Below are 19,215 nucleotides of genomic sequence, written 5' to 3' on the forward strand. Positions count from 1 at the left end.
TCGCCACGCATTGTCGGTTACGCGCAAGAAGCCATCGCGCTGCGCGAAAGCCTGAAAGCACGCACTCTGGCGATTAACCCAAACACCACCGTCACTAACCCAATGGCTGAACTGCAACTGGTCAGCAGCGATTTGGGCGACCTGCAACGCCAGGCGGCAGAATTCGCGCCAAACCGTGATAAAGCAGAAATCGGTGAAGATATTCTTGGTCTGCGCCTGTTATGCCTGTACGGCCTGAAAGGCGCCGCAGCGTACATGGAACACGCCCACGTCCTCGGCCAGTATGACAACGACATTTACGCCCAATACCATAAAATTATGGCGTGGCTCGGCACCTGGCCGGCAGATATGGGTGCGTTGCTTGAATGCTCGATGGAAATCGGCCAGATGAACTTCAAAGTGATGAGCATTCTGGATCACGGCGAAACCGAGAAATACGGCCATCCAACACCAAGCCAGGTTAACGTCCGTCCGGTCGCAGGGAAATGTATTTTGATTTCCGGTCACGACCTGAAAGATCTCTATAACTTGTTGGAACAAACTGAAGGTACTGGCGTAAACGTGTTTACCCACGGCGAAATGTTGCCAGCACACGGTTACCCGGAACTGCGTAAATTCAAGCACCTGGTCGGTAACTACGGCAGCGGTTGGCAGAACCAACAGAGCGAATTTGCCCGCTTCCCAGGCCCAATTGTCATGACCTCCAACTGCATCATTAACCCAGAAGTGGGCTCTTATACCGACCGTATCTGGACACGCAGCATCGTCGGCTGGCCGGGTGTGAGCCACCTCGAGGGTGATGATTTCACTGCTGTTATTACTCAGGCACAGCAAATGGCTGGCTTCCCTTACAGCGAAATCGAACACCTGATCACTGTCGGATTTGGCCGCCAGACTCTGCTGGGTGCTGCCGACACACTGATTGATTTGGTCAGCCGTGAAAAACTGCGCCACATCTTCCTCGTGGGCGGTTGTGATGGCGATCGTGGCGAACGTAGCTACTTCACTGACTTCGCTACCAGCGTACCGAAAGACTGCCTGATCTTAACCCTGGCTTGCGGTAAATATCGTTTTAACAAACTGGACTTCGGCGACATCGAAGGTTTGCCGCGTTTGGTGGATGCTGGTCAATGTAACGATGCCTATTCGGCGATTATTCTTGCGGTTACCCTCGCCGAAAAACTCGGTTGTGGCGTTAACGATTTGCCACTGAGCCTGGTGCTCTCCTGGTTTGAGCAAAAAGCGATTGTTATCCTGCTGACCCTGCTGTCGTTGGGCGTGACAAATATCGTCACCGGTCCAACCGCACCAGGTTTCCTGACGCCAAATCTGTTGGCTGTTCTAAACGAGAAGTTTGGCCTGCGTGCCATTACCACCGTTGAGCAAGATATTGAACAGCTGATGAGCGCATAAGGAGCAGCCATGACTATGCCAACGCCACTGTGCCCGCATCGCATGCAGGTGCATCATATTCACCAGGAAACGCCAGATGTTTGGACGCTGTCGCTGATTAATCACGACTTTTATCCTTACAAGGCTGGGCAATACGCCCTGGTGAGTATTCGTAATAGTGACGAAACACTACGCGCTTACACGATTTCTTCGACACCTGGACTCAGCCCATTCATTACGCTGACCGTCCGTGGTATCGAGAATGGCGTTGGCTCTCAATGGCTGACGCAAGAGGTGAAAGTCGGCGATTACCTGTGGCTTTCAGAAGGCCAGGGGGAATTTACTTGCGAAGACCTAGCTTCTGAACGTTTTCTGTTATTGGCTGCAGGTTGTGGCGTGACGCCAATAATGGCGATGCGCCGCTGGTTAGCAAAACATCGCCCGCAGGCTGACGTACAGGTTATCTATAACGTCCGCTCGCCAGAAGATGTCATCTTTGCGCAGGAATGGCGTCACTATCCAGTCGCACTTGTTGCGGAGAATAACGCAACACATGGCTTCATCTCAGGGCGCCTGACGCGTGAGATTCTTGATTCCGTGCCGGATATTGCTTCGCGCACCGTCATGACTTGCGGGCCTGCGCCTTATATGGAAATGGTGGAGAAAGAAGTCAAAGCCCTGGGCGTGACAGATTTTTATTGTGAAAAATTCTTCACGCCCGTCGCAGCACCCGTCGATAGCGGTTTAAAGTTCACCACCCTAAAACCACTGCGTGATTTCTACGCACCGGTCGGCAGCACCTTGCTGGCAGCGTTGGAAAGCAACAGTGTTCCGGTGAACGCGGCCTGCCGTGCAGGTGTCTGTGGAAGTTGCAAAACTAAAATCGAATCCGGTGATTACACGGTAAGCAGCACCATGACACTGACCGCCGCAGAAATTGCAAACGGCTATGTGCTGGCCTGCAGTTGCCATCCGCAAGGTGATTTAGTGTTGGCATAAGTCATATTTAAGGGCGGGAAATGTCATATTTCCCGCCGATTAAAGTCATCGCCAGGCTGAATTTCCAGCCAACGAATAACGGCCCGCGCCGGAAAATGCTACGGCCAGTGCCGCAAAGAAGAAATACACCAGGCTTTCAATCGCCCATGCCCCAGTCTTATCCAACATAAAGGTTTTGCCCGTTCCAACCAGCAACCAGGCAATCACCATGGTAAACGCCATAACCAACGCCGCTGGGCGCGTCAACACTCCCAAAATCACCAGACAGGGTGCAACGACTTCCCCCATCAACACGCCATAGGCGATAAACTCCGGTAAACCTTGAGACGCCAGTATGCCTTTGATGGGACCCACGCCATCAATTAACTTATGTAGGCCATGAAACAGCATTAACCCGCCCACAGTCAGACGCAGAATTAACTTCCCAAAATCATCTTTTGCTAGCGCACCATTAACAGCATTTAACAACTTAGCAACCATTTGAAATGTAACCTTTTATAAGTAATAACGAGAATAATTTACACTTAATAATCTGTTACAGATACCTACCCTACTTAAAATATCTCCAATACAGCGCTCACTTTTCCAATCTGCCAGGGAAAGAACAAATTGGACTAAGCTTGTTTACGTTAACGAAAGCGAGAAAAGGAGGAGAAGTAATGAAACAGACTGTTGCCGCCTATCTGGCGAAAACTCTCGAAAGCGCGGGAGTGAAACGAATCTGGGGCGTTACAGGCGATTCCCTCAATGGACTGAGCGACAGCCTGAACCGCATGGGAACAATTGAATGGATGCCAACACGCCATGAAGAAGTCGCCGCTTTTGCCGCAGGTGCGCAAGCCCATCTTTCTGGTGAATTGGCGGTATGTGCAGGCTCATGCGGGCCCGGTAATTTGCATCTGATTAATGGTTTATTCGATTGCCATCGTAACCGAGTGCCGGTGCTAGCCATTGCGGCACATATTCCGTCGAGTGAAATTGGCAGCGGTTATTTCCAGGAAACCCATCCCGAAGAGTTGTTCCGCGAATGCAGCCATTATTGTGAACTGGTGTCATCCCCGGAACAGATTCCACAAGTGTTGGCGATTGCCATGCGCAAAGCTGTACTTAATCGTGGTGTGTCAGTCATTGTTTTGCCCGGAGACATCGCACTGAAGCCCGCCCCTGAAACAGCCAGCACGCACTGGTATCCCGCACCGCCACCCGTCATTGTTCCCCCACAAGAAGAGCTTAAAAAGCTTGCCCAGTTATTGCGCTACAACGACAACATCGCTCTGATGTGTGGTAGCGGTTGTGCTGGGGCGCACGAGGAACTGGTGCAATTTGCCGCTATCCTCAAAGCGCCGATTGTTCACGCCTTGCGGGGTAAAGAGCACGTCGAGTATGACAACCCGTATGATGTCGGCATGACCGGGCTGATTGGCTTTTCATCCGGGTTCCACACCATGATGAATGCCGATACGCTGATTCTACTCGGCACCCAATTTCCGTATCGCGCCTTCTACCCGACCGATGCGAAAATCATCCAAATTGACATCAACCCCGGCAGCATTGGGGCGCACAGCAAAGTGGACATGGCGCTGATTGGCGATATTAAAGCCACGCTTGCGGCACTCACTCCACTTCTGGAAGAAAAAACCGACCGCAGCTTCCTCGATAAAGCGTTGGATGATTATCGCGAAGCACGCGAAAGCCTTGATGAACTGGCGCAGCCCGGAGATGGCAATGTTATCCATCCACAATATGTCGCCCAGCAAATCAGCCATTACGCCGATGATGACGCTATATTCACCTGCGACGTTGGCACACCGACCGTCTGGGCCGCGCGATATCTGAAAATGAACGGCAAACGTCGGCTTATTGGCTCATTCACCCATGGCTCAATGGCGAACGCCATGCCACAAGCGCTGGGTGCAAAAGCAACCGCGCCGGATCGTCAGGTTGTTGCTATGTGCGGCGACGGTGGTTTCAGCATGTTGATGGGCGATTTTCTTTCGGTAGTGCAAATGAAATTGCCGATCAAAATTGTGGTGTTTAACAACAGTGCGTTAGGTTTTGTCGCAATGGAAATGAAAGCAGGGGGTTATCTGACTGACGGAACCGAGTTGCACGCCACTAACTTTGCCAATATCGCCACGGCCTGCGGCATCACCGGTATTCGTGTTGAACAAGCTGAAGAGTTGGATAGCGCGCTACAGCGGGCGTTTAGCATTGACGGCCCGGTTCTGGTGGACGTGGTAGTGGCGAAAGAAGAACTGGCCATCCCACCGCAAATTAAACTCGAACAAGCCAAAGGGTTTAGCCTGTACATGCTACGCGCCATTATCAGCGGACGCGGTGATGAGGTTATCGAACTGGCGAAAACTAACTGGTTCCGGTAAAACAGAGGGATATCCCCTTCATACTTCAAGCTGCATCATTGTTGGCAGCGTTCGCGACCCCGAATCACTTACTTATGTAAGCACATCGGGACTCGTTCTCTTGCCGCCGCGATGCAACTTGAATTATTTTGGGGCTTCATGTGAATAATGAGGACCCACCGTGATTGATTTACGCAGCGACACAGTAACCCGCCCGAGTGCCGAAATGCTCCAACGTATGATGGCTGCACCTACCGGTGATGACGTCTATGGTGACGACCCTACGGTCAATGAACTTCAGGAATACGCAGCTAAGATTAGCGGCAAAGAAGCTGCGTTATTTCTGCCAACCGGCACTCAGGCAAACCTGGTCGCTCTGCTTAGCCACTGCGAACGCGGTGAAGAATATATTGTTGGGCAACTAGCTCACAATTACCTGTATGAAGCAGGTGGTGCAGCAGTGTTAGGCAGTATTCAACCGCAGCCCATTGACGCGAATCCGGACGGGACATTGCCGCTCGATAAAGTTGCCGCGAAAATCAAACCTGACGATATCCACTTTGCGCGCACCAAACTCCTCAGCCTTGAAAATACCCATAACGGCAAAGTTCTGCCGCGCGAATATCTTCAACAAGCCTGGGATTTTAGCCGCAACCACAATCTGGCGCTGCATGTCGACGGTGCGCGTATCTTTAACGCCGTGGTGGCGTATGGCTGCACGCTTGAAGAGGTGGTGCGCTACTGCGATACCTTTACCATTTGTCTCTCGAAAGGCCTGGGTACACCGGTCGGCTCGCTGTTAGTCGGCAGCCGCGAATACATTAAACGTGCCACTCGCTGGCGTAAAATGGTCGGCGGCGGCATGCGTCAGGCCGGTATCCTGGCGGCGGCAGGTTTGTATGCACTTGAAAATAACGTGCAGCGTCTGCAAACCGACCATGACAACGCCCATTGGCTGGCAAGCGAACTGCGCGAAATCGGAGTCGATGTTACCCGTCAGGACACCAATATGGTGTTTGTGCGCGTTCCAGTTGAACAATCAGAAAGTCTCGGCAATTTCATGAAAGAACGCGGTATTTTAATCAGCGCTGGGCCAATCACTCGTTTAGTGATTCACCTTGACGTCAACCGTCAACAGCTGGCCGAAGTGGTTTCTCACTGGCAAGCATTTTTACAACGCTAAACGGGGTCAGGGACGATGACACAGCCACAAAATATTCTGGTACTCGGCGCAAGCGGTTATATTGGGCAACATTTGGTGCCGCAACTTGCCCAAGCCGGGCATCATGTTACCGCTGCGGCAAGGCGGGTTGAGTGGCTGGAGAAACAACCCTGGGATTCTGTCGTCTGCCGCCACGTCGATTTACAGTGGCCGGAGACGCTCCCCGAGCTGCTTGAAAATGTCGATACGCTTTACTATCTGGTGCATAGCATGGGGGACGGAGCTGATTTCGTTGCCCATGAACGCCAGACGGCGCTCAATTTGCGCGATGCGCTGCGCGAGCATCCGGTGAAACACCTGATATTTCTTAGCTCGCTGCAAGCCGCCGAAGGTGATGGCGATTCTGAACACCTGCGTGCCCGCCAACTGACAGCTGATATTTTACGCGATGCGGGCGTGCCAGTAACAGAAGTACGCGCAGGCATAATTGTCGGTGCAGGTTCCGCCGCTTTCGAAGTGATGCGCGACATGGTTTATAACCTTCCGGTACTCACGCCACCGCGCTGGGTCCGTTCGCGCACCACACCCATCGCGTTGGCAAATTTACTGCACTACTTAGTCGAACTGCTTAATCATCCCTCGCAGGAAAATCGTGTTTTTGAAGCCGCCGGGCCCGAAGTGTTGAGCTATCAACAGCAATTCGAGCGTTTTATGGCGATTAGCGGCAAACGCCGCCCTTTGATCCCTATTCCGCTACCGACCAGTTGGATCTCGGTGTGGTTCCTCAACATGATAACCTCAGTGCCGCCGACCATAGCCAAGGCTCTGATTCAGGGCTTGAAACACGATCTTCTGGCTGACGATCACGAATTACGCGCGTTGATCCCCCAGCCACTCCTGAACTTTGACGATGCGGTACGTGCGACACTTGAAGACGAGAATAAACTCGCGAACTCGCAAGACTGGGGATACGACGCTCAGGCGTTTGCCCGCTGGCGTCCAGAGTACGGCTACTTCCCGAAACAAGCAGGTTGTACGCTAAACACCTCTGCTGAACTGACAGATTTATGGCAAGTCGTGAATCAAATCGGTGGCAAAGATGGCTACTTCTTCGGCAATATTCTGTGGAAGACCCGTGGCTTAATGGACTTGTTAGTCGGCCATAAATTGGCGAAAGGCCGTCCGGCACACGAAATGCTCGAGGTGGGGGATCAAGTCGATAGCTGGAAAGTGATTATTGTCGAACCGCAAAAAGAGCTGACGCTGTTATTTGGGATGAAAGCGCCGGGGCTTGGGCGGCTTTCTTTCACGTTACGCGACAAAGGTAAGCATCGCTCGCTCGATGTTCGTGCATGGTGGCATCCCCATGGAACAGCCGGTTTGTTCTACTGGTTAGTGATGATCCCCGCGCATCTGTTTATTTTCCGCGGTATGGCCCGAAGGATTTGCCAACTTTCCGAACAACTACCCCCAAAAATTCGTTAACTTCACCTAATCTTTGGTATTCCCCATTGCAAGCGCTGCCATTTCACGGAAAAATGCGCAGCGTAAATCTCAATTATCATGAGTTGGTCTAGATGAAGGTACTGGTAACGGGCGCCACCAGCGGTTTAGGCCGAAACGCGGTCGAATTTCTTCGTGCTAAAGGCATCAGTGTTCGGGCAACCGGGCGCAATGAAGCCATGGGCAAACTGCTGGAAAAGATGGGTGCGGAGTTTATTCGCGCTGACCTTACCGAATTGGTTTCTTCGCAGGCCAAGGTGTTGCTGGCCGATATCGATACGCTTTGGCATTGCTCGAGCTTTACCTCGCCTTGGGGAACTCAGGAAGCGTTCGATCTCGCTAACGTCCGTGCTACCCGTCGCTTAGGTGAATGGGCCGTTGCCTGGGGCGTACGTAACTTCGTGCATATTTCCTCACCGTCGCTTTACTTTGATTACCACCACCATCGCAATATCAGCGAAGATTTTCGCCCTGTCCGCTTCGCCAACGAATTTGCCCGCAGCAAAGCCGCCAGTGAAGAAGTGATTCAATTATTAGCGCAATCGAACCCACAGACACGCTTTTCCATTTTGCGTCCGCAAAGTTTGTTTGGCCCGCATGACAAAGTCTTTTTCCCACGCCTGGTGCAGATGATGCGTCACTACGGCAGCGTTTTGTTGCCCCGTGGCGGCGATGCGATGGTGGACATGACCTATCTCGAAAATGCAGTACATGCGATGTGGCTCGCAACGCAGCGTTGTGAAACATTGCCCTCAGGGCGCGCCTATAACATCACCAATATGGAAGCTCGCCCGCTGCGCGTTATCGTGCAAAAGCTGATTGATGACTTAGAGATTAAATGCCGCATTCGCTCCGTCCCCTATCCGATGCTGGATATGATTGCCCGCAGTATGGAGCGCTTTGGTAATAAATCGGCCAAAGAACCCGTGCTAACACATTATGGTGTGTCAAAACTGAATTTTGATTTAACGCTGGATACTACGCGGGCAGAAACAGAATTGGGTTATCAGCCGATTGTAACGCTGGATGAAGGCATTCGTCGTACCGCGCTTTGGTTACGTGACCACGGTACGTTGCTTCGTTAACCAGACCCGTTATCCTTCAGGCCGCAGCGGCGCTGGTTTCACCCACTTGCCGCCTGGCTGCAACTCGAATGCTAATGGGTCTAATCTTGCCCGTACTTTTCGAGCAATGCTTCTGCGATTGCCTCAGTTTGCGCATCCGGCAGGCCCGAATATTTGGTTGGGCGGAAGTGCATCTGGAAAGCCTGAATCACCCTCTGTTGCTGCTCCGGCGACATATCATGCGTCACCTGATAACCATAACGCGATAGCAAATCGAGCAAACCTCGCTTATCTACAGGTTGGTATGGACCACGGCCATTGAGATAAAATGCCACTCTGTGGGCATCTGGCCAGGCACCCACGCCCTGCTCTGCCAGTTGCTGCCACGGGAATAGCGGGCCAGGATCCACTTTCCGCTGCGGGGCAATATCCGCATGTGCGACCACGTTTTGCGGTGGGATTTGATAGCGCGCGATAATCACTTTCGCCAGTTTCTCTAACACTGAGATCTGCGCCGCATTGAACGGATAAAACTGATTTACGCGGCCCTGGCGCGTGAAACCTTTATTCTCCAGTTCAATACCAATCGACGTGTCATTGATGCGCGTCGCCCCCCGCCAGAAACTCACACCAGCATGCCACGCCAATTCACTTTCTGGCACCAGTTGCCAGATGACCGGCTTGCCGCCAGACATCGGGGGCGTATCGGGTATCAGGTAATGAGAACTGACATCTCGGTCAGTTAAAGTAGATAATGAACCAGTGAAATCATCGGCGGTGTAGTGAATAACTAACACTTTCACTCGCGGATAGGCCGCCTGCGCGACATGGCTGGTGTCGATTTTAAAATCGCCTTTATCAACAACGGCTTTATCGGCAATTTCAGGTTTGCTGGCGCACCCCGCCAGCAAAAGCGCGATTAAAAATGTGGCAAAACGGCCTTTCATCGACGCGTTTTCACCGCAGTACCGGTGACACTCACCATTAGCATGCTTCCTTCTTTGCCCACAGTTTCGTAGTCAATGTCGATACCGACCACGGCATTTGCCCCTAAACCTTCAGCTTGTTCCTGCAATTCGCTAAACGCTATTTCACGCGCTTTGCGTAACTCTTTTTCGTATGCACCGGAACGGCCACCGACGATATCACGCACCCCAGCAAAAAAGTCGCGAAAAATGTTGGCGCCCAGAATCGCCTCTCCTGTCACCACGCCACAATATTCTGTAATGGTCTGCCCTTCGAGCGTAGGGGTAGTTGTAAATTGCATAAGCTTCTCCTCTCTTTGTATCAACATCTTAGCGTAGAGCCTGCCACGCATTTTGACAGCGATACGCTATGCTAAGTTAGTCCTCCTGAGAAGATAAGGAAATAAAAATGCGCAGCTCAGTTTTGGTTCTTCTTCCGTGCGCGATGTTCCTCACGGCCTGTACTACCCCCGTAACGCCCGCTTTTAAAGATATCGGCACCCGCAGCGGCCCATGTATTGAAGGCGGCCCGGATAGCGTGGCGCAGAAATTTTACGATGATCAGATAAGCCATAAAAATCAGGGCAGCAGCGCGATTTCCAACCTGCGCCCGTATATGAGTGATGCTCTGGCGCAGCAAATGCAAAAAGCCAGCACATCGCCTAATGCGCAAAATGACTTTATGCGCAGCAACATGTTTACCAGCAACGCAGATGGCGCAGACAGTGCGGCCGTGGCCTCCGCGTCCACCATCCCTAACACTGATGCACGCAATATTCCACTGCGTGTGAACCTCACCAAAGGCAGTCAGAGCTGGCAAGATGAAGTGCTAATGATTCGTGAAGGACACTGCTGGGCTGTCGATGATGTGCGTTATCTCGGCGTAAACAGCCATGCGCCTTCCGGTAGCCTGCGTCAGGCGATAGAAACCGAGTAATGTCCCCTGCGGGAGAGGGATGGTAACCCATTTAAATAGTCTGGAATTTTCTGATAACTCCGACATTTATTCTTACCCCCCTCCCGTCTCGCTATATTGTGCTACCTTTAATGCATAGGTGCAGTTATTTTTAGGTTTTAACGCACAAAGATTGCATAACTATTCTGTTAAAGGTACCCTTTGCGGCTTCAATTGCTATTCAACTTATGCGCATGAGTATTCAACTAAACGGCATTAATTGTTTTTACGGCGTACATCAAGCGCTGTTCGATATCACCCTTAGTTGCCCACAGGGCGAAACGCTCGTGCTGCTTGGTCCAAGCGGCGCAGGCAAAAGCTCGCTTCTGCGCGTACTCAATTTGCTTGAGATGCCGCGCTCTGGGCAACTCACCATTGCTGACAATCATTTCGACTTCACAAAAGCGCCTGGCGACAAAGCCATCCGTGAGTTGCGTCGCAACGTGGGTATGGTGTTCCAGCAATACAATCTTTGGCCTCATCTCACCGTGCTGCAAAACCTGATGGAAGCGCCTTGCCGGGTCCTTGGGATCAGCAAAGATGAAGCACGTCTGCGTGCTGATAAACTGCTTGAGCGTTTACGCCTGAAACCTTACATGGACCGCTATCCGCTCCATCTTTCCGGTGGCCAGCAGCAGCGCGTTGCGATTGCCCGTGCATTAATGATGGAACCACAGATTCTGCTGTTTGATGAACCGACCGCAGCACTGGACCCAGAAATCACTGCGCAAATCGTCAGCATCATTCGTGAGTTGGCTGAAACCAACATCACACAGGTCATCGTGACTCACGAAGTGGAAGTTGCGCGTAAAACCGCAAGCCGCGTGGTTTACATGGAAAATGGCCACATCGTAGAACAAGGTGATGCGAGTTGCTTTGCAAAACCGCAGACCGAAGCGTTTAAATTCTATCTGTCACATTGATGTATCCGGGAAAATAACCATGAAAAAAGTTCTGCTTGCCACATTATTAGCCAGCCTGAGCCTTTCCGCGACGGCTGCACAAACTATTCGTTTTGCAACGGAAGCGTCTTACCCTCCGTTTGAATCTATGGATGCCAGCAACAAGATCGTTGGCTTTGATGTCGATTTGGCAAACGCCCTGTGTAAAGAGATTGATGCAACGTGCACCTTCTCTAACCAGTCCTTTGACAGCCTGATCCCAAGCCTGAAATTCCGTCGTATCGACGCAGTTATGGCGGGTATGGACATCACGCCTGAACGCGAAAAACAAGTTCTGTTCAGCACCCCGTACTACGATAACTCTGCGCTGTTTATCGGACAGAAAGGCAAAGTTGCTGATTTGAACGCGCTGAAAGGCAAGAAAGTGGGTGTGCAGAACGGCACCACGCACCAAAAATTCATCATGGATAAACATCCAGAAATCACCACCGTTCCTTACGACAGCTACCAAAACGCGAAACTCGATCTGCAAAATGGTCGTATCGACGCGGTATTTGGTGACACCGCTGTGGTGACTGAATGGCTGAAAGCTGAACCAAAACTGGCTGCTATCGGCGATAAAGTGACAGACAAAGGTTACTTCGGTACCGGTCTGGGCATCGCGGTTCGTCAGGACAACACTGATTTGCAGGCGAAGTTCAACACCGCGCTTGAAAAAGTGAAAAAAGATGGGACTTATCAGACCATCTACGAAAAATGGTTCCAGAAGTAATCTGAATGAACGAAATGCTTCCTTTAGCGAGCGCCGCCGGGATGACCGTCGGCCTTGCCGTTTGCGCGCTGGTCATCGGCCTGGCTCTGGCGATGATTTTCGCCGTATGGGAGTCCGCGAAATGGCGCCCGATAGCCTGGCTGGGTTCAGCCGTGGTAACGGTGCTGCGCGGCCTGCCTGAAATACTGGTGGTGCTGTTTATTTATTTCGGCTCCTCACAGCTGCTGCTGATCCTCTCAGATGGTTTTGCACTCAACCTTGGTTTTGTGCAAATTCCCATCCAAATACACATTGAGAATTTCGATGTCAGTCCGTTCCTGTGCGGCGTCATTGCACTTTCCCTGCTCTACTCGGCTTATGCTTCGCAGACTTTGCGTGGTGCACTCAAAGCCGTGCCAATTGGGCAATGGGAATCAGGCCAGGCGTTAGGTCTGTCCAAAGCTGCCATTTTCTTCCGTTTGGTGATGCCGCAAATGTGGCGCCATGCGCTACCAGGATTAGGTAATCAGTGGTTGGTATTGTTAAAAGACACTGCACTGGTGTCGCTGATTAGCGTCAACGATTTGATGTTACAGACTAAAAGTATCGCCACCCGTACTCAGGAGCCGTTTACCTGGTATGTGGTTGCAGCCGCCATCTACCTCGTTGTCACCATCATCAGTCAGTACATTCTCAAACGTATTGACCAGAGAGCGACACGTTTTGAACGGAGACCCGGCTGATGCTTGAGTATTTACCGGAACTGTTTAAAGGCCTGCACACCAGCCTGACCCTCACGGTGGCATCCATTGCGGTCGCGTTGATTTTATCGCTGATTTTCACCATCGTCCTGACGCTGAAAACACCCGTACTGGTTTACTTTGTTCGTGCCTACATTACCCTGTTTACTGGTACGCCTTTGCTGGTGCAAATCTTCCTGATTTACTACGGCCCAGGTCAGTTCCCGTCGATTCAGAACTACCCGGTTTTGTGGAGCCTGCTTTCTGAACCGTGGCTGTGTGCTTTAATTGCACTGTCTTTGAACAGTGCGGCCTACACCACGCAACTGTTTTACGGTGCAATCCGTGCCATTCCTGATGGGCAGTGGCAGTCATGCGGCGCATTGGGTATGAGCAAGAAAGATACTCTCGCGATTTTGCTGCCATATGCATTTAAACGCGCACTTTCTTCTTACTCGAACGAAGTGGTTTTAGTGTTTAAAAGTACTTCTCTGGCGTACACCATTACGCTGATGGAAGTGATGGGCCACGGGCAATTGCTGTATGGTCGCACTTACGATGTGATGGTATTCGGGGCTGCAGGTTTGGTTTATCTGGTGGTTAACGGATTACTGACGCTGTTAATGCGTGTGATAGAGCGCCGGGCGCTGGCGTTCGAACGCCGTAATTAAGCTATCGTTAATCACTCAAAAGGCGGGAACTCACCCGCCTTTTTTGCATCCCAATGAATATAAATATACATTTAATTTGCATATAAATTCATTTACTGGCATGATTTTTTGACGCCGAGAAACGGTGAAAACTATAAAACACGACAGATGGGAGCAACACACATGAAGAAGTTTATTTTGGCCGCCATGTTCGCTACAGCCGCATTTAACGTGGCCGCAGCCGACAAAATCAACTTTGGCTCTTCGGCCACTTATCCGCCATTTGAATCACTTGATGCCAACAATCAGATTGTCGGTTTTGATATCGATTTGGCTAAAGCTTTATGCAAACAAATGCAAGCTGAATGCACATTCACAAACCACGCATTTGACAGTTTGATCCCGTCGCTTAAATTCCGCAAATATGATGCGGTGATTTCAGGTATGGATATTACACCTGAACGTAGCAAGCAAGTTTCCTTTACCACGCCGTACTACGCCAACTCAGCAGTTGTGATTGCCAAAAAAGATGCGTTTAAATCTTTTGACGAACTGAAAGGCAAACGTATCGGGATGGAAAATGGCACCACACACCAGAAGTTTCTCCAGGATAAGCATCCGGAAATTAAAACGGTTTCTTACGATAGCTACCAGAATGCGATTATCGACCTGAAAAATGGCCGTATTGATGGAGTATTTGGTGACACGGCGGTCGTGAATGAGTGGCTGAAAACCAACCCACAACTAGGCACCGTTGGCGAGCACGTTACTGATGCTGAATACTTCGGAACGGGGCTGGGTATTGCAGTGCGCCCGGATAACCCGGCGCTGTTAACTAAACTGAATACCGCGCTGGCGGCAATTAAAGCTGACGGGACTTATCAGAAGATTAGTTCGCAGTGGTTCCCGCAGTAATCAGTCATATATTCAGGCGGATAGCGGCTTGCTATCCGCCTTGATAGCCAGAAGAACTCACATCTTAAGGCGCTGTTGCGTCATCCCCGACCCGTACCAACAACGTCAGCACCTCATAATGCGCGGTGTGTGGGAACATATCGAACAGTTGTACCCGCTCTACCCGATACTCCGCTAAAGACGCAATATCCCGCGCCATCGTCTGCGCATTGCAACTCGAATAAATAATGTATTTCGGGGCCATGTTATTGAGGAAATAACAGAGCGCCTGGCCAATTCCACGCCGAGGTGGATTCACTAATACCAGATCGGGAACATCGTGCTGCTCAGTGGCGAATTTCGTTGAATCCAGCGCCTGGAAGTGAATATCGGTTAATCCCAGTTTTTCCGCTGACTGACGTGCGCAAGCAATCGCCTCAGGGGCAATTTCAATCCCAGTCAGCTTCATATCTGGCGTTGCACAGTGCAGGCCAAACCCACCGACTCCACAGAACAAATCCCACATATGCTTGACCGGTAGCCCATGTACCCACTCGCGAGCCGTGGCATACAAAGAGGCCGCAACGGTTGGGTTCGTTTGGAAGAAACTTTGCGGGCGGATATACAGCGGCACACCGTTAAACTGTTCTTCCAGCGATTGCTGTTCGGTTAAAGGGATTTCCTGCTCGCCTTCCATAATCGCCATATGTACCGGCTGAATATTGGCAGAGATAACCTTTAATTGTGGGAGCTGCTGCTGCAACCAGGGGAGTGCTGCGCGTAGCTTTTCCAGCTTGGCATCGCTTCGCAGTACAAAACGCAGCATCATGCCACCGTCTAACTGGCTTTCAGTAATGAGCAGATATTTCAGCTCACCGCGTTTACGCGCCACGTTATATGGCGTAAGCCCTGCGCGGGCGATAAACGGTTTCAGTACCGTAAACACCGTCTGGAACGAGGCTGGATAAAGCGGGCACTCGGTCAAATCTTCAGGTGTACCATCACGATGCAGCATTCCCAGCAACGGTTTTTCTACACTGCCGCTGACCACCATTTTGGCTTTATTGCGGAATGCGTGCTCGGGGCCACTGATTGGTGCGCACCAGTCTTGCACCGCAATCCCCTTCAACAATTGCTGAAGTTCGTTCATCTTGGCGGTGAGCTGTTGGGAAATCGGCTGCTCAATCCACTGACATGAGCGGCAGCGATTAGCCTGATAGAGTGCGCAATGCATAATGACATCCTGAAACCGGGGGCGCAGATTGTAACACTACGCACTTATTGAAGTTTAAAAAAAAGCCGACTTCGCGAAGGGATAAATAACAAAAATAGCACCAATATGTCGGGTAATTTCTGCGTTATTAGCGAACGGAAAATTTCTCGTTTTGACTCGCCGGGAATGCTGAACAGTTCGGGATAACCCCAGCCGAGTGACGCCGCCCATAAATAGCTGACAGCAATAACCTGCGTGGCAAGAAACCCCCAGCGCCCCCAATTACGCCCTTTCATGATGACAAATGCACAGCGTAATTCGATACACAGCATCACCAGGCTTGCGAGGAAAATCAGCGTCAGATTCCAGGTTTGGACGCTACGGTGAATAAAATCAAGTACCCCACTCACACCGAGCATGTTGAAAATCAACATCAGATCGAGGATGCGTGTAGTAAGAATAGCAATTGCCGCCACCAGCACTAATGTGGGAGCGTTCAATTTGGCTTGTGTTTGACTTCGCTTACTGAAAATTTCCGCAAACCTCGTGTTCCATACAACAGAGTGCCGCGTCTAGCGCGGCACTCTGTGGGTTTTACCAGATTTTAAACGTTTCAGCTACGCCTTGCACGTTGGATGTCACGCAGATGTTGCTTTTCTGCGCGTGCCATAAACCACCACGCAATCAAACCGATAACCCCAACAACGCCCAAAATTATAGACGCCAATGCGTTTATTTCAGGGTTAACCCCCATCCTAACGTTTGAGAATACCAACATCGGTAACGTGGTCGCACCTGGCCCTGAGACAAAACTCGCGATAACTAAGTCATCGAGCGATAAAGTAAACGCCAGCAGCCAACCGGAGATAATGGCCGGAGCAATCATTGGAACGGTTATCACGAAGAACACCTTCAGAGGTGTTGCGCCTAAATCCATCGCAGCTTCTTCGATTGAGTGATCCATCTCCCGCAAACGTGAGCTGATGACCACAGAAACGTATGCGGTACAGAATGTGACATGAGCGAGCCAGATGGTCAGCATGCCGCGATCGCTTGGCCATCCAATGGCATGCCCTAACGCCACAAACAGCAGCAACAGCGAAAGACCCGTGATGACATCAGGCATAACCAACGGTGCGGTGAGCATGAAGGCAAATCCCGTGGAACCACGGAATTTACCAAAACGAACCATCACCACAGCGGCAATAGTCCCAAGAATAACCGCAGCGGTGGCAGCAGCTGCCGCAATAGTCAAACTGAGCCCTACCGCATTCATCATTGCGGAATCATGGAACAACGCGCTATACCAGCGCGTCGACCACCCCGCCCAGACTGTCACCAGTTTTGAGCTATTAAAGGAGTACAGCACCAGCATGAACATCGGCGCGTAGAGGAATGTAAACCCAATCACCAAAATCAAAATACGCCACGGCGAACGCACTACCGGTAAATTATTCATGCGTGGTCCCCCGCAGTTTTGTTCTGGTATTTGTGGAACCACATAATGGGCACAATCAGCAAAATGAGCATGGTTATCGCCACCGCTGATGCAACAGGCCAATCGCGGTTATTGAAGAATTCTTGCCACAACACGCGACCGATCATGATGCTATCAGGCCCGCCAAGCAGTTCCGGGATAACAAACTCCCCCACCGCCGGAATAAAGACCAGCATGGAACCTGCGATAATGCCGCCTTTGGTGAGTGGTACGATCACGCTGAAGAAGGTTTTCAACGGGCGAGCGCCTAAATCTAGCGACGCTTCCACTAACGAGTAATCGAGTCGCGTCAGCGCGGTATAAATCGGCAACACCATGAACGGCAAATAGGCATAAACGATACCGATATAGACGGCAAGATTGGTATGCAATATCACCAAGGGTTCGTCGATAACACCCAGCCACATCAATACGTTGTTCAGTACCCCGTTATTTTTCAGGATCCCCATCCACGCATAAACGCGAATCAGGAAAGAGGTCCATGACGGTAAAATGACCAGTAACAACAGAATGTTACGCGTTGATGATTTACTATGCGCCACCGCCCACGCCAGCGGATACCCCAACAGCAAACAGAAAATTGTTGAAATACCAGCCACTTGCAACGATTGCAAATAGGCCTCGGCATACAACGGATCATCGGTTAGCTGGAGATAGTTAGCCAGGTTCAGCGCCAATGAAATCTGATCATCAGCCCAAGTAATTAAGTTGCTATACGGTGGAATCGAACGTGCTATTTCTGCAAAACTAATCTTGAAGACAATCAAGAACGGCAGCATAAACAGCAAAACCAGCCACAAATACGGCAAGGCAATGACCCACTTGCGCCCGTGCCGCATTTGCATTTTTGCCAGCCACATTTTAAAACCGCTTGCCGGTGGCTCGGCAGGGCGTTCAGTCATTGTGCTCATTTCGCCCCCTTAAACCGTCAGAACCACACAACTTTCAGCATCCCAACACAAACGAACTTCGTCGTCCCATGTCGGCATCCCTTTGCGATTACGATGTTCATTCTGCAACTGCGCACTGATCATCTGGCCGCTTTTCAGGCGTACGTGATAAATCGACAGATCGCCAAGATAGGCAATATGCACCACTTCACCGACCGCAAAGTTATAGCCGTCGGCAGGAGGTTCATCACACAGCATCACTTTTTCCGGACGCAGCGCCACATATACAGGCACGCCGTCGACAACAGAGATGTCAGGATCCACTTTCAGCGGATGTACCAACCCTGGGCTATCGATGACCAGGCCATCCTCCTGGCGCTCTTTGAGCAGGCCTTCAAAGACATTCACCGAGCCGATAAATTCTGCGCTGTATCGCGTCGCCGGATATTCGTAGACTTCTTCTGGTTCACCAATTTGCTCAAACTTGCCGCGATTCATAATGGCGATACGCCCCGCCATGGTCATCGCTTCTTCCTGGTCGTGTGTCACCATGACGCAAGTCGCACCTACGCGCTCCAGAATATCCACCACTTCGAGTTGCATACGGTCGCGCAATTTCTTATCCAGCGCCCCCATTGGCTCATCAAGCAGCAATAATTTTGGTCGTTTTGCCAGGCTGCGTGCCAGCGCGACACGCTGACGCTGGCCGCCCGAAAGCTGGTGCGGTTTACGTTTGGCAAACTCTTGCATATGCACCAGCGTCAGCATTTCCTGCACGCGCTGATTGATTTCGTTTTTCGGTAACTTGTCTTGCTTGAGTCCAAACGCAATATTTTGCTCGACCGTCATATGCGGGAAAAGCGCATAAGACTGGAACATCATATTGATTGGGCGCTGATAGGGCGGCACGTGTGACAAATCCACGCCATCGAGCATGATTTGCCCGGCGGTTGGCTGTTCAAAACCCGCCAACATGCGTAACAGCGTTGATTTACCACAGCCAGATGGCCCGAGCAGCGCAAAAATTTCGCCTTTATAAATAGTCAGGTTGACATCATCAACGGCATGTTGCCCGTCAAAGGACTTGGTGAGATTGCGAACTTCAAGCAGCGGGGTAAGCGCTTTGCGAGTTTTCGCGTGCGGACGAGGAGTTGCGTCGTTCAATTATATTGCTCTCCGGCAAAAACGAAATAGACGTACGACCCGGTTGCCGTACCAATGACGATACAGAGGCCGATGCCTCTGTCCGTGTTGGGGCGCATGCACTATTGAGGTGC

At 51.1% G+C, this 19,215-nt stretch carries 20 protein-coding genes; 12 read left to right on the plus strand and 8 right to left on the minus strand.

The window, feature by feature from the left end; all coding sequences use genetic code 11:
- Positions 1-1,413, plus strand: a 1,413-nt coding sequence (gene hcp, locus VJY99_RS00200; protein ID WP_324115196.1) for a hydroxylamine reductase, incomplete at its 5' end; no start/stop codon positions are given.
- 9 nt (positions 1,414-1,422) lie between these two features.
- A complete protein-coding gene (hcr, locus tag VJY99_RS00205; RefSeq protein WP_324115198.1) occupies positions 1,423-2,391 on the plus strand; it encodes an NADH oxidoreductase in 969 nt (322 codons plus the stop codon).
- Positions 2,392-2,436: 45 nt separating this feature from the next.
- On the opposite strand, the gene VJY99_RS00210 is transcribed toward hcr, so the two are convergent.
- On the minus strand, positions 2,437-2,871 hold the full coding sequence (locus VJY99_RS00210) for a DoxX family protein (RefSeq protein ID WP_324115201.1): 435 nt from the start codon (positions 2,869-2,871) through the stop codon (positions 2,437-2,439).
- A 179-nt stretch (positions 2,872-3,050) separates the two neighbouring features.
- On the opposite strand from VJY99_RS00210, the gene poxB reads away from it, so the two are divergent.
- From poxB to VJY99_RS00230, 4 genes are all read left to right on the plus strand, one after another.
- Complete coding sequence (gene poxB, locus VJY99_RS00215) at positions 3,051-4,772, plus strand: ubiquinone-dependent pyruvate dehydrogenase (RefSeq protein WP_324115203.1); 1,722 nt, start codon at positions 3,051-3,053, stop codon at positions 4,770-4,772.
- Between the two features lie 160 nt (positions 4,773-4,932).
- A complete protein-coding gene (gene ltaE / locus VJY99_RS00220) occupies positions 4,933-5,934 on the plus strand; it encodes a low-specificity L-threonine aldolase (RefSeq protein ID WP_324115204.1) in 1,002 nt (333 codons plus the stop codon).
- Positions 5,935-5,949: 15 nt separating this feature from the next.
- On the plus strand, positions 5,950-7,398 hold the full coding sequence (locus tag VJY99_RS00225; protein WP_324115207.1) for an SDR family oxidoreductase: 1,449 nt from the start codon (positions 5,950-5,952) through the stop codon (positions 7,396-7,398).
- Positions 7,399-7,490: 92 nt separating this feature from the next.
- Positions 7,491-8,501, plus strand: coding sequence for an NAD(P)-dependent oxidoreductase (locus VJY99_RS00230; RefSeq protein ID WP_324115208.1), 1,011 nt, complete (start codon positions 7,491-7,493; stop codon positions 8,499-8,501).
- An 80-nt stretch (positions 8,502-8,581) separates the two neighbouring features.
- On the opposite strand, the gene VJY99_RS00235 is transcribed toward VJY99_RS00230, so the two are convergent.
- Both VJY99_RS00235 and VJY99_RS00240 read right to left on the minus strand, forming a co-directional pair.
- Positions 8,582-9,427, minus strand: coding sequence for an N-acetylmuramoyl-L-alanine amidase (locus VJY99_RS00235; RefSeq protein WP_324115210.1), 846 nt, complete (start codon positions 9,425-9,427; stop codon positions 8,582-8,584).
- Positions 9,424-9,747, minus strand: coding sequence for a heavy metal-binding domain-containing protein (locus VJY99_RS00240; protein ID WP_324115211.1), 324 nt, complete (start codon positions 9,745-9,747; stop codon positions 9,424-9,426). Before VJY99_RS00240 ends, VJY99_RS00235 begins: the two co-directional genes overlap by 4 nt.
- A 107-nt stretch (positions 9,748-9,854) precedes the next feature.
- Between VJY99_RS00240 and VJY99_RS00245 the strand changes: the two genes are divergently transcribed.
- The 6 genes from VJY99_RS00245 (at position 9,855) to artJ (ending at position 14,358) form a co-directional block, all read left to right on the plus strand.
- Positions 9,855-10,382 (plus strand): lipoprotein, encoded by a 528-nt coding sequence (locus tag VJY99_RS00245; protein ID WP_324115213.1) that lies wholly within the window; start codon positions 9,855-9,857, stop codon positions 10,380-10,382.
- Positions 10,383-10,594: 212 nt separating this feature from the next.
- Positions 10,595-11,323: an arginine ABC transporter ATP-binding protein ArtP gene (gene artP / locus VJY99_RS00250; RefSeq protein WP_324115215.1), complete on the plus strand. Its 729-nt coding sequence runs from the start codon at positions 10,595-10,597 to the stop codon at positions 11,321-11,323.
- Between the two features lie 19 nt (positions 11,324-11,342).
- Positions 11,343-12,074 carry an arginine ABC transporter substrate-binding protein ArtI gene (artI, locus tag VJY99_RS00255; RefSeq protein ID WP_324115217.1) on the plus strand — a complete coding sequence of 244 codons (732 nt, stop codon included), beginning with the start codon at positions 11,343-11,345 and terminating at the stop codon, positions 12,072-12,074.
- A gap of 5 nt (positions 12,075-12,079) precedes the next feature.
- Positions 12,080-12,796 (plus strand): arginine ABC transporter permease ArtQ, encoded by a 717-nt coding sequence (gene artQ / locus VJY99_RS00260; RefSeq protein ID WP_324115219.1) that lies wholly within the window; start codon positions 12,080-12,082, stop codon positions 12,794-12,796.
- Positions 12,796-13,464 carry an arginine ABC transporter permease ArtM gene (artM, locus tag VJY99_RS00265; protein WP_324115221.1) on the plus strand — a complete coding sequence of 223 codons (669 nt, stop codon included), beginning with the start codon at positions 12,796-12,798 and terminating at the stop codon, positions 13,462-13,464. Before artQ ends, artM begins: the two co-directional genes overlap by 1 nt.
- Before the next feature lie 162 nt (positions 13,465-13,626).
- Positions 13,627-14,358 (plus strand): arginine ABC transporter substrate-binding protein ArtJ, encoded by a 732-nt coding sequence (gene artJ / locus VJY99_RS00270; RefSeq protein ID WP_324115223.1) that lies wholly within the window; start codon positions 13,627-13,629, stop codon positions 14,356-14,358.
- Positions 14,359-14,422: 64 nt separating this feature from the next.
- On the opposite strand, the gene rlmC is transcribed toward artJ, so the two are convergent.
- The 5 genes from rlmC to potG form a co-directional block, all read right to left on the minus strand.
- Positions 14,423-15,571 (minus strand): 23S rRNA (uracil(747)-C(5))-methyltransferase RlmC, encoded by a 1,149-nt coding sequence (rlmC, locus tag VJY99_RS00275; protein WP_324115225.1) that lies wholly within the window; start codon positions 15,569-15,571, stop codon positions 14,423-14,425.
- Positions 15,572-15,615: 44 nt separating this feature from the next.
- The gene (locus VJY99_RS00280) at positions 15,616-16,050 is read right to left on the minus strand and encodes a YbjO family protein (RefSeq protein ID WP_324115226.1); all 435 of its coding nucleotides are present in this window, start codon (positions 16,048-16,050) and stop codon (positions 15,616-15,618) included.
- Positions 16,051-16,163: 113 nt separating this feature from the next.
- Positions 16,164-17,009: a putrescine ABC transporter permease PotI gene (potI, locus tag VJY99_RS00285; RefSeq protein ID WP_324115228.1), complete on the minus strand. Its 846-nt coding sequence runs from the start codon at positions 17,007-17,009 to the stop codon at positions 16,164-16,166.
- Positions 17,006-17,959 carry a putrescine ABC transporter permease PotH gene (gene potH / locus VJY99_RS00290; protein WP_324115230.1) on the minus strand — a complete coding sequence of 318 codons (954 nt, stop codon included), beginning with the start codon at positions 17,957-17,959 and terminating at the stop codon, positions 17,006-17,008. Before potH ends, potI begins: the two co-directional genes overlap by 4 nt.
- A gap of 9 nt (positions 17,960-17,968) precedes the next feature.
- Entirely contained in the window at positions 17,969-19,102 is a 1,134-nt protein-coding gene (gene potG / locus VJY99_RS00295; RefSeq protein WP_324115231.1) for a putrescine ABC transporter ATP-binding subunit PotG, read from the minus strand.
- Between the last annotated feature and the right edge of the window lie 113 nt (positions 19,103-19,215).

Origin of the sequence: Buttiauxella sp., assembly GCF_035271705.1 — a bacterium.
Lineage (GTDB): Bacteria > Pseudomonadota > Gammaproteobacteria > Enterobacterales > Enterobacteriaceae > Buttiauxella.

Bases quoted from the DNA above. Each gene is read 5' to 3' on its own strand.
- VJY99_RS00240 (WP_324115211.1), bottom strand. From the start codon at position 9,747: ATGCAATTTACAACTACCCCTACGCTCGAAGGGCAGACCATTACAGAA.
- artQ (WP_324115219.1), top strand. From the start codon at position 12,080: ATGAACGAAATGCTTCCTTTAGCGAGCGCCGCCGGGATGACCGTCGGC.
- potI (WP_324115228.1), bottom strand. From the start codon at position 17,009: ATGAATAATTTACCGGTAGTGCGTTCGCCGTGGCGTATTTTGATTTTG.
- VJY99_RS00225 (WP_324115207.1), top strand. From the start codon at position 5,950: ATGACACAGCCACAAAATATTCTGGTACTCGGCGCAAGCGGTTATATT.
- VJY99_RS00230 (WP_324115208.1), top strand. From the start codon at position 7,491: ATGAAGGTACTGGTAACGGGCGCCACCAGCGGTTTAGGCCGAAACGCG.
- artM (WP_324115221.1), top strand. From the start codon at position 12,796: ATGCTTGAGTATTTACCGGAACTGTTTAAAGGCCTGCACACCAGCCTG.
- artI (WP_324115217.1), top strand. From the start codon at position 11,343: ATGAAAAAAGTTCTGCTTGCCACATTATTAGCCAGCCTGAGCCTTTCC.
- poxB (WP_324115203.1), top strand. From the start codon at position 3,051: ATGAAACAGACTGTTGCCGCCTATCTGGCGAAAACTCTCGAAAGCGCG.
- artP (WP_324115215.1), top strand. From the start codon at position 10,595: ATGAGTATTCAACTAAACGGCATTAATTGTTTTTACGGCGTACATCAA.
- rlmC (WP_324115225.1), bottom strand. From the start codon at position 15,571: ATGCATTGCGCACTCTATCAGGCTAATCGCTGCCGCTCATGTCAGTGG.
- VJY99_RS00210 (WP_324115201.1), bottom strand. From the start codon at position 2,871: ATGGTTGCTAAGTTGTTAAATGCTGTTAATGGTGCGCTAGCAAAAGAT.
- VJY99_RS00245 (WP_324115213.1), top strand. From the start codon at position 9,855: ATGCGCAGCTCAGTTTTGGTTCTTCTTCCGTGCGCGATGTTCCTCACG.
- hcr (WP_324115198.1), top strand. From the start codon at position 1,423: ATGACTATGCCAACGCCACTGTGCCCGCATCGCATGCAGGTGCATCAT.
- artJ (WP_324115223.1), top strand. From the start codon at position 13,627: ATGAAGAAGTTTATTTTGGCCGCCATGTTCGCTACAGCCGCATTTAAC.
- potH (WP_324115230.1), bottom strand. From the start codon at position 17,959: ATGAGCACAATGACTGAACGCCCTGCCGAGCCACCGGCAAGCGGTTTT.
- VJY99_RS00235 (WP_324115210.1), bottom strand. From the start codon at position 9,427: ATGAAAGGCCGTTTTGCCACATTTTTAATCGCGCTTTTGCTGGCGGGG.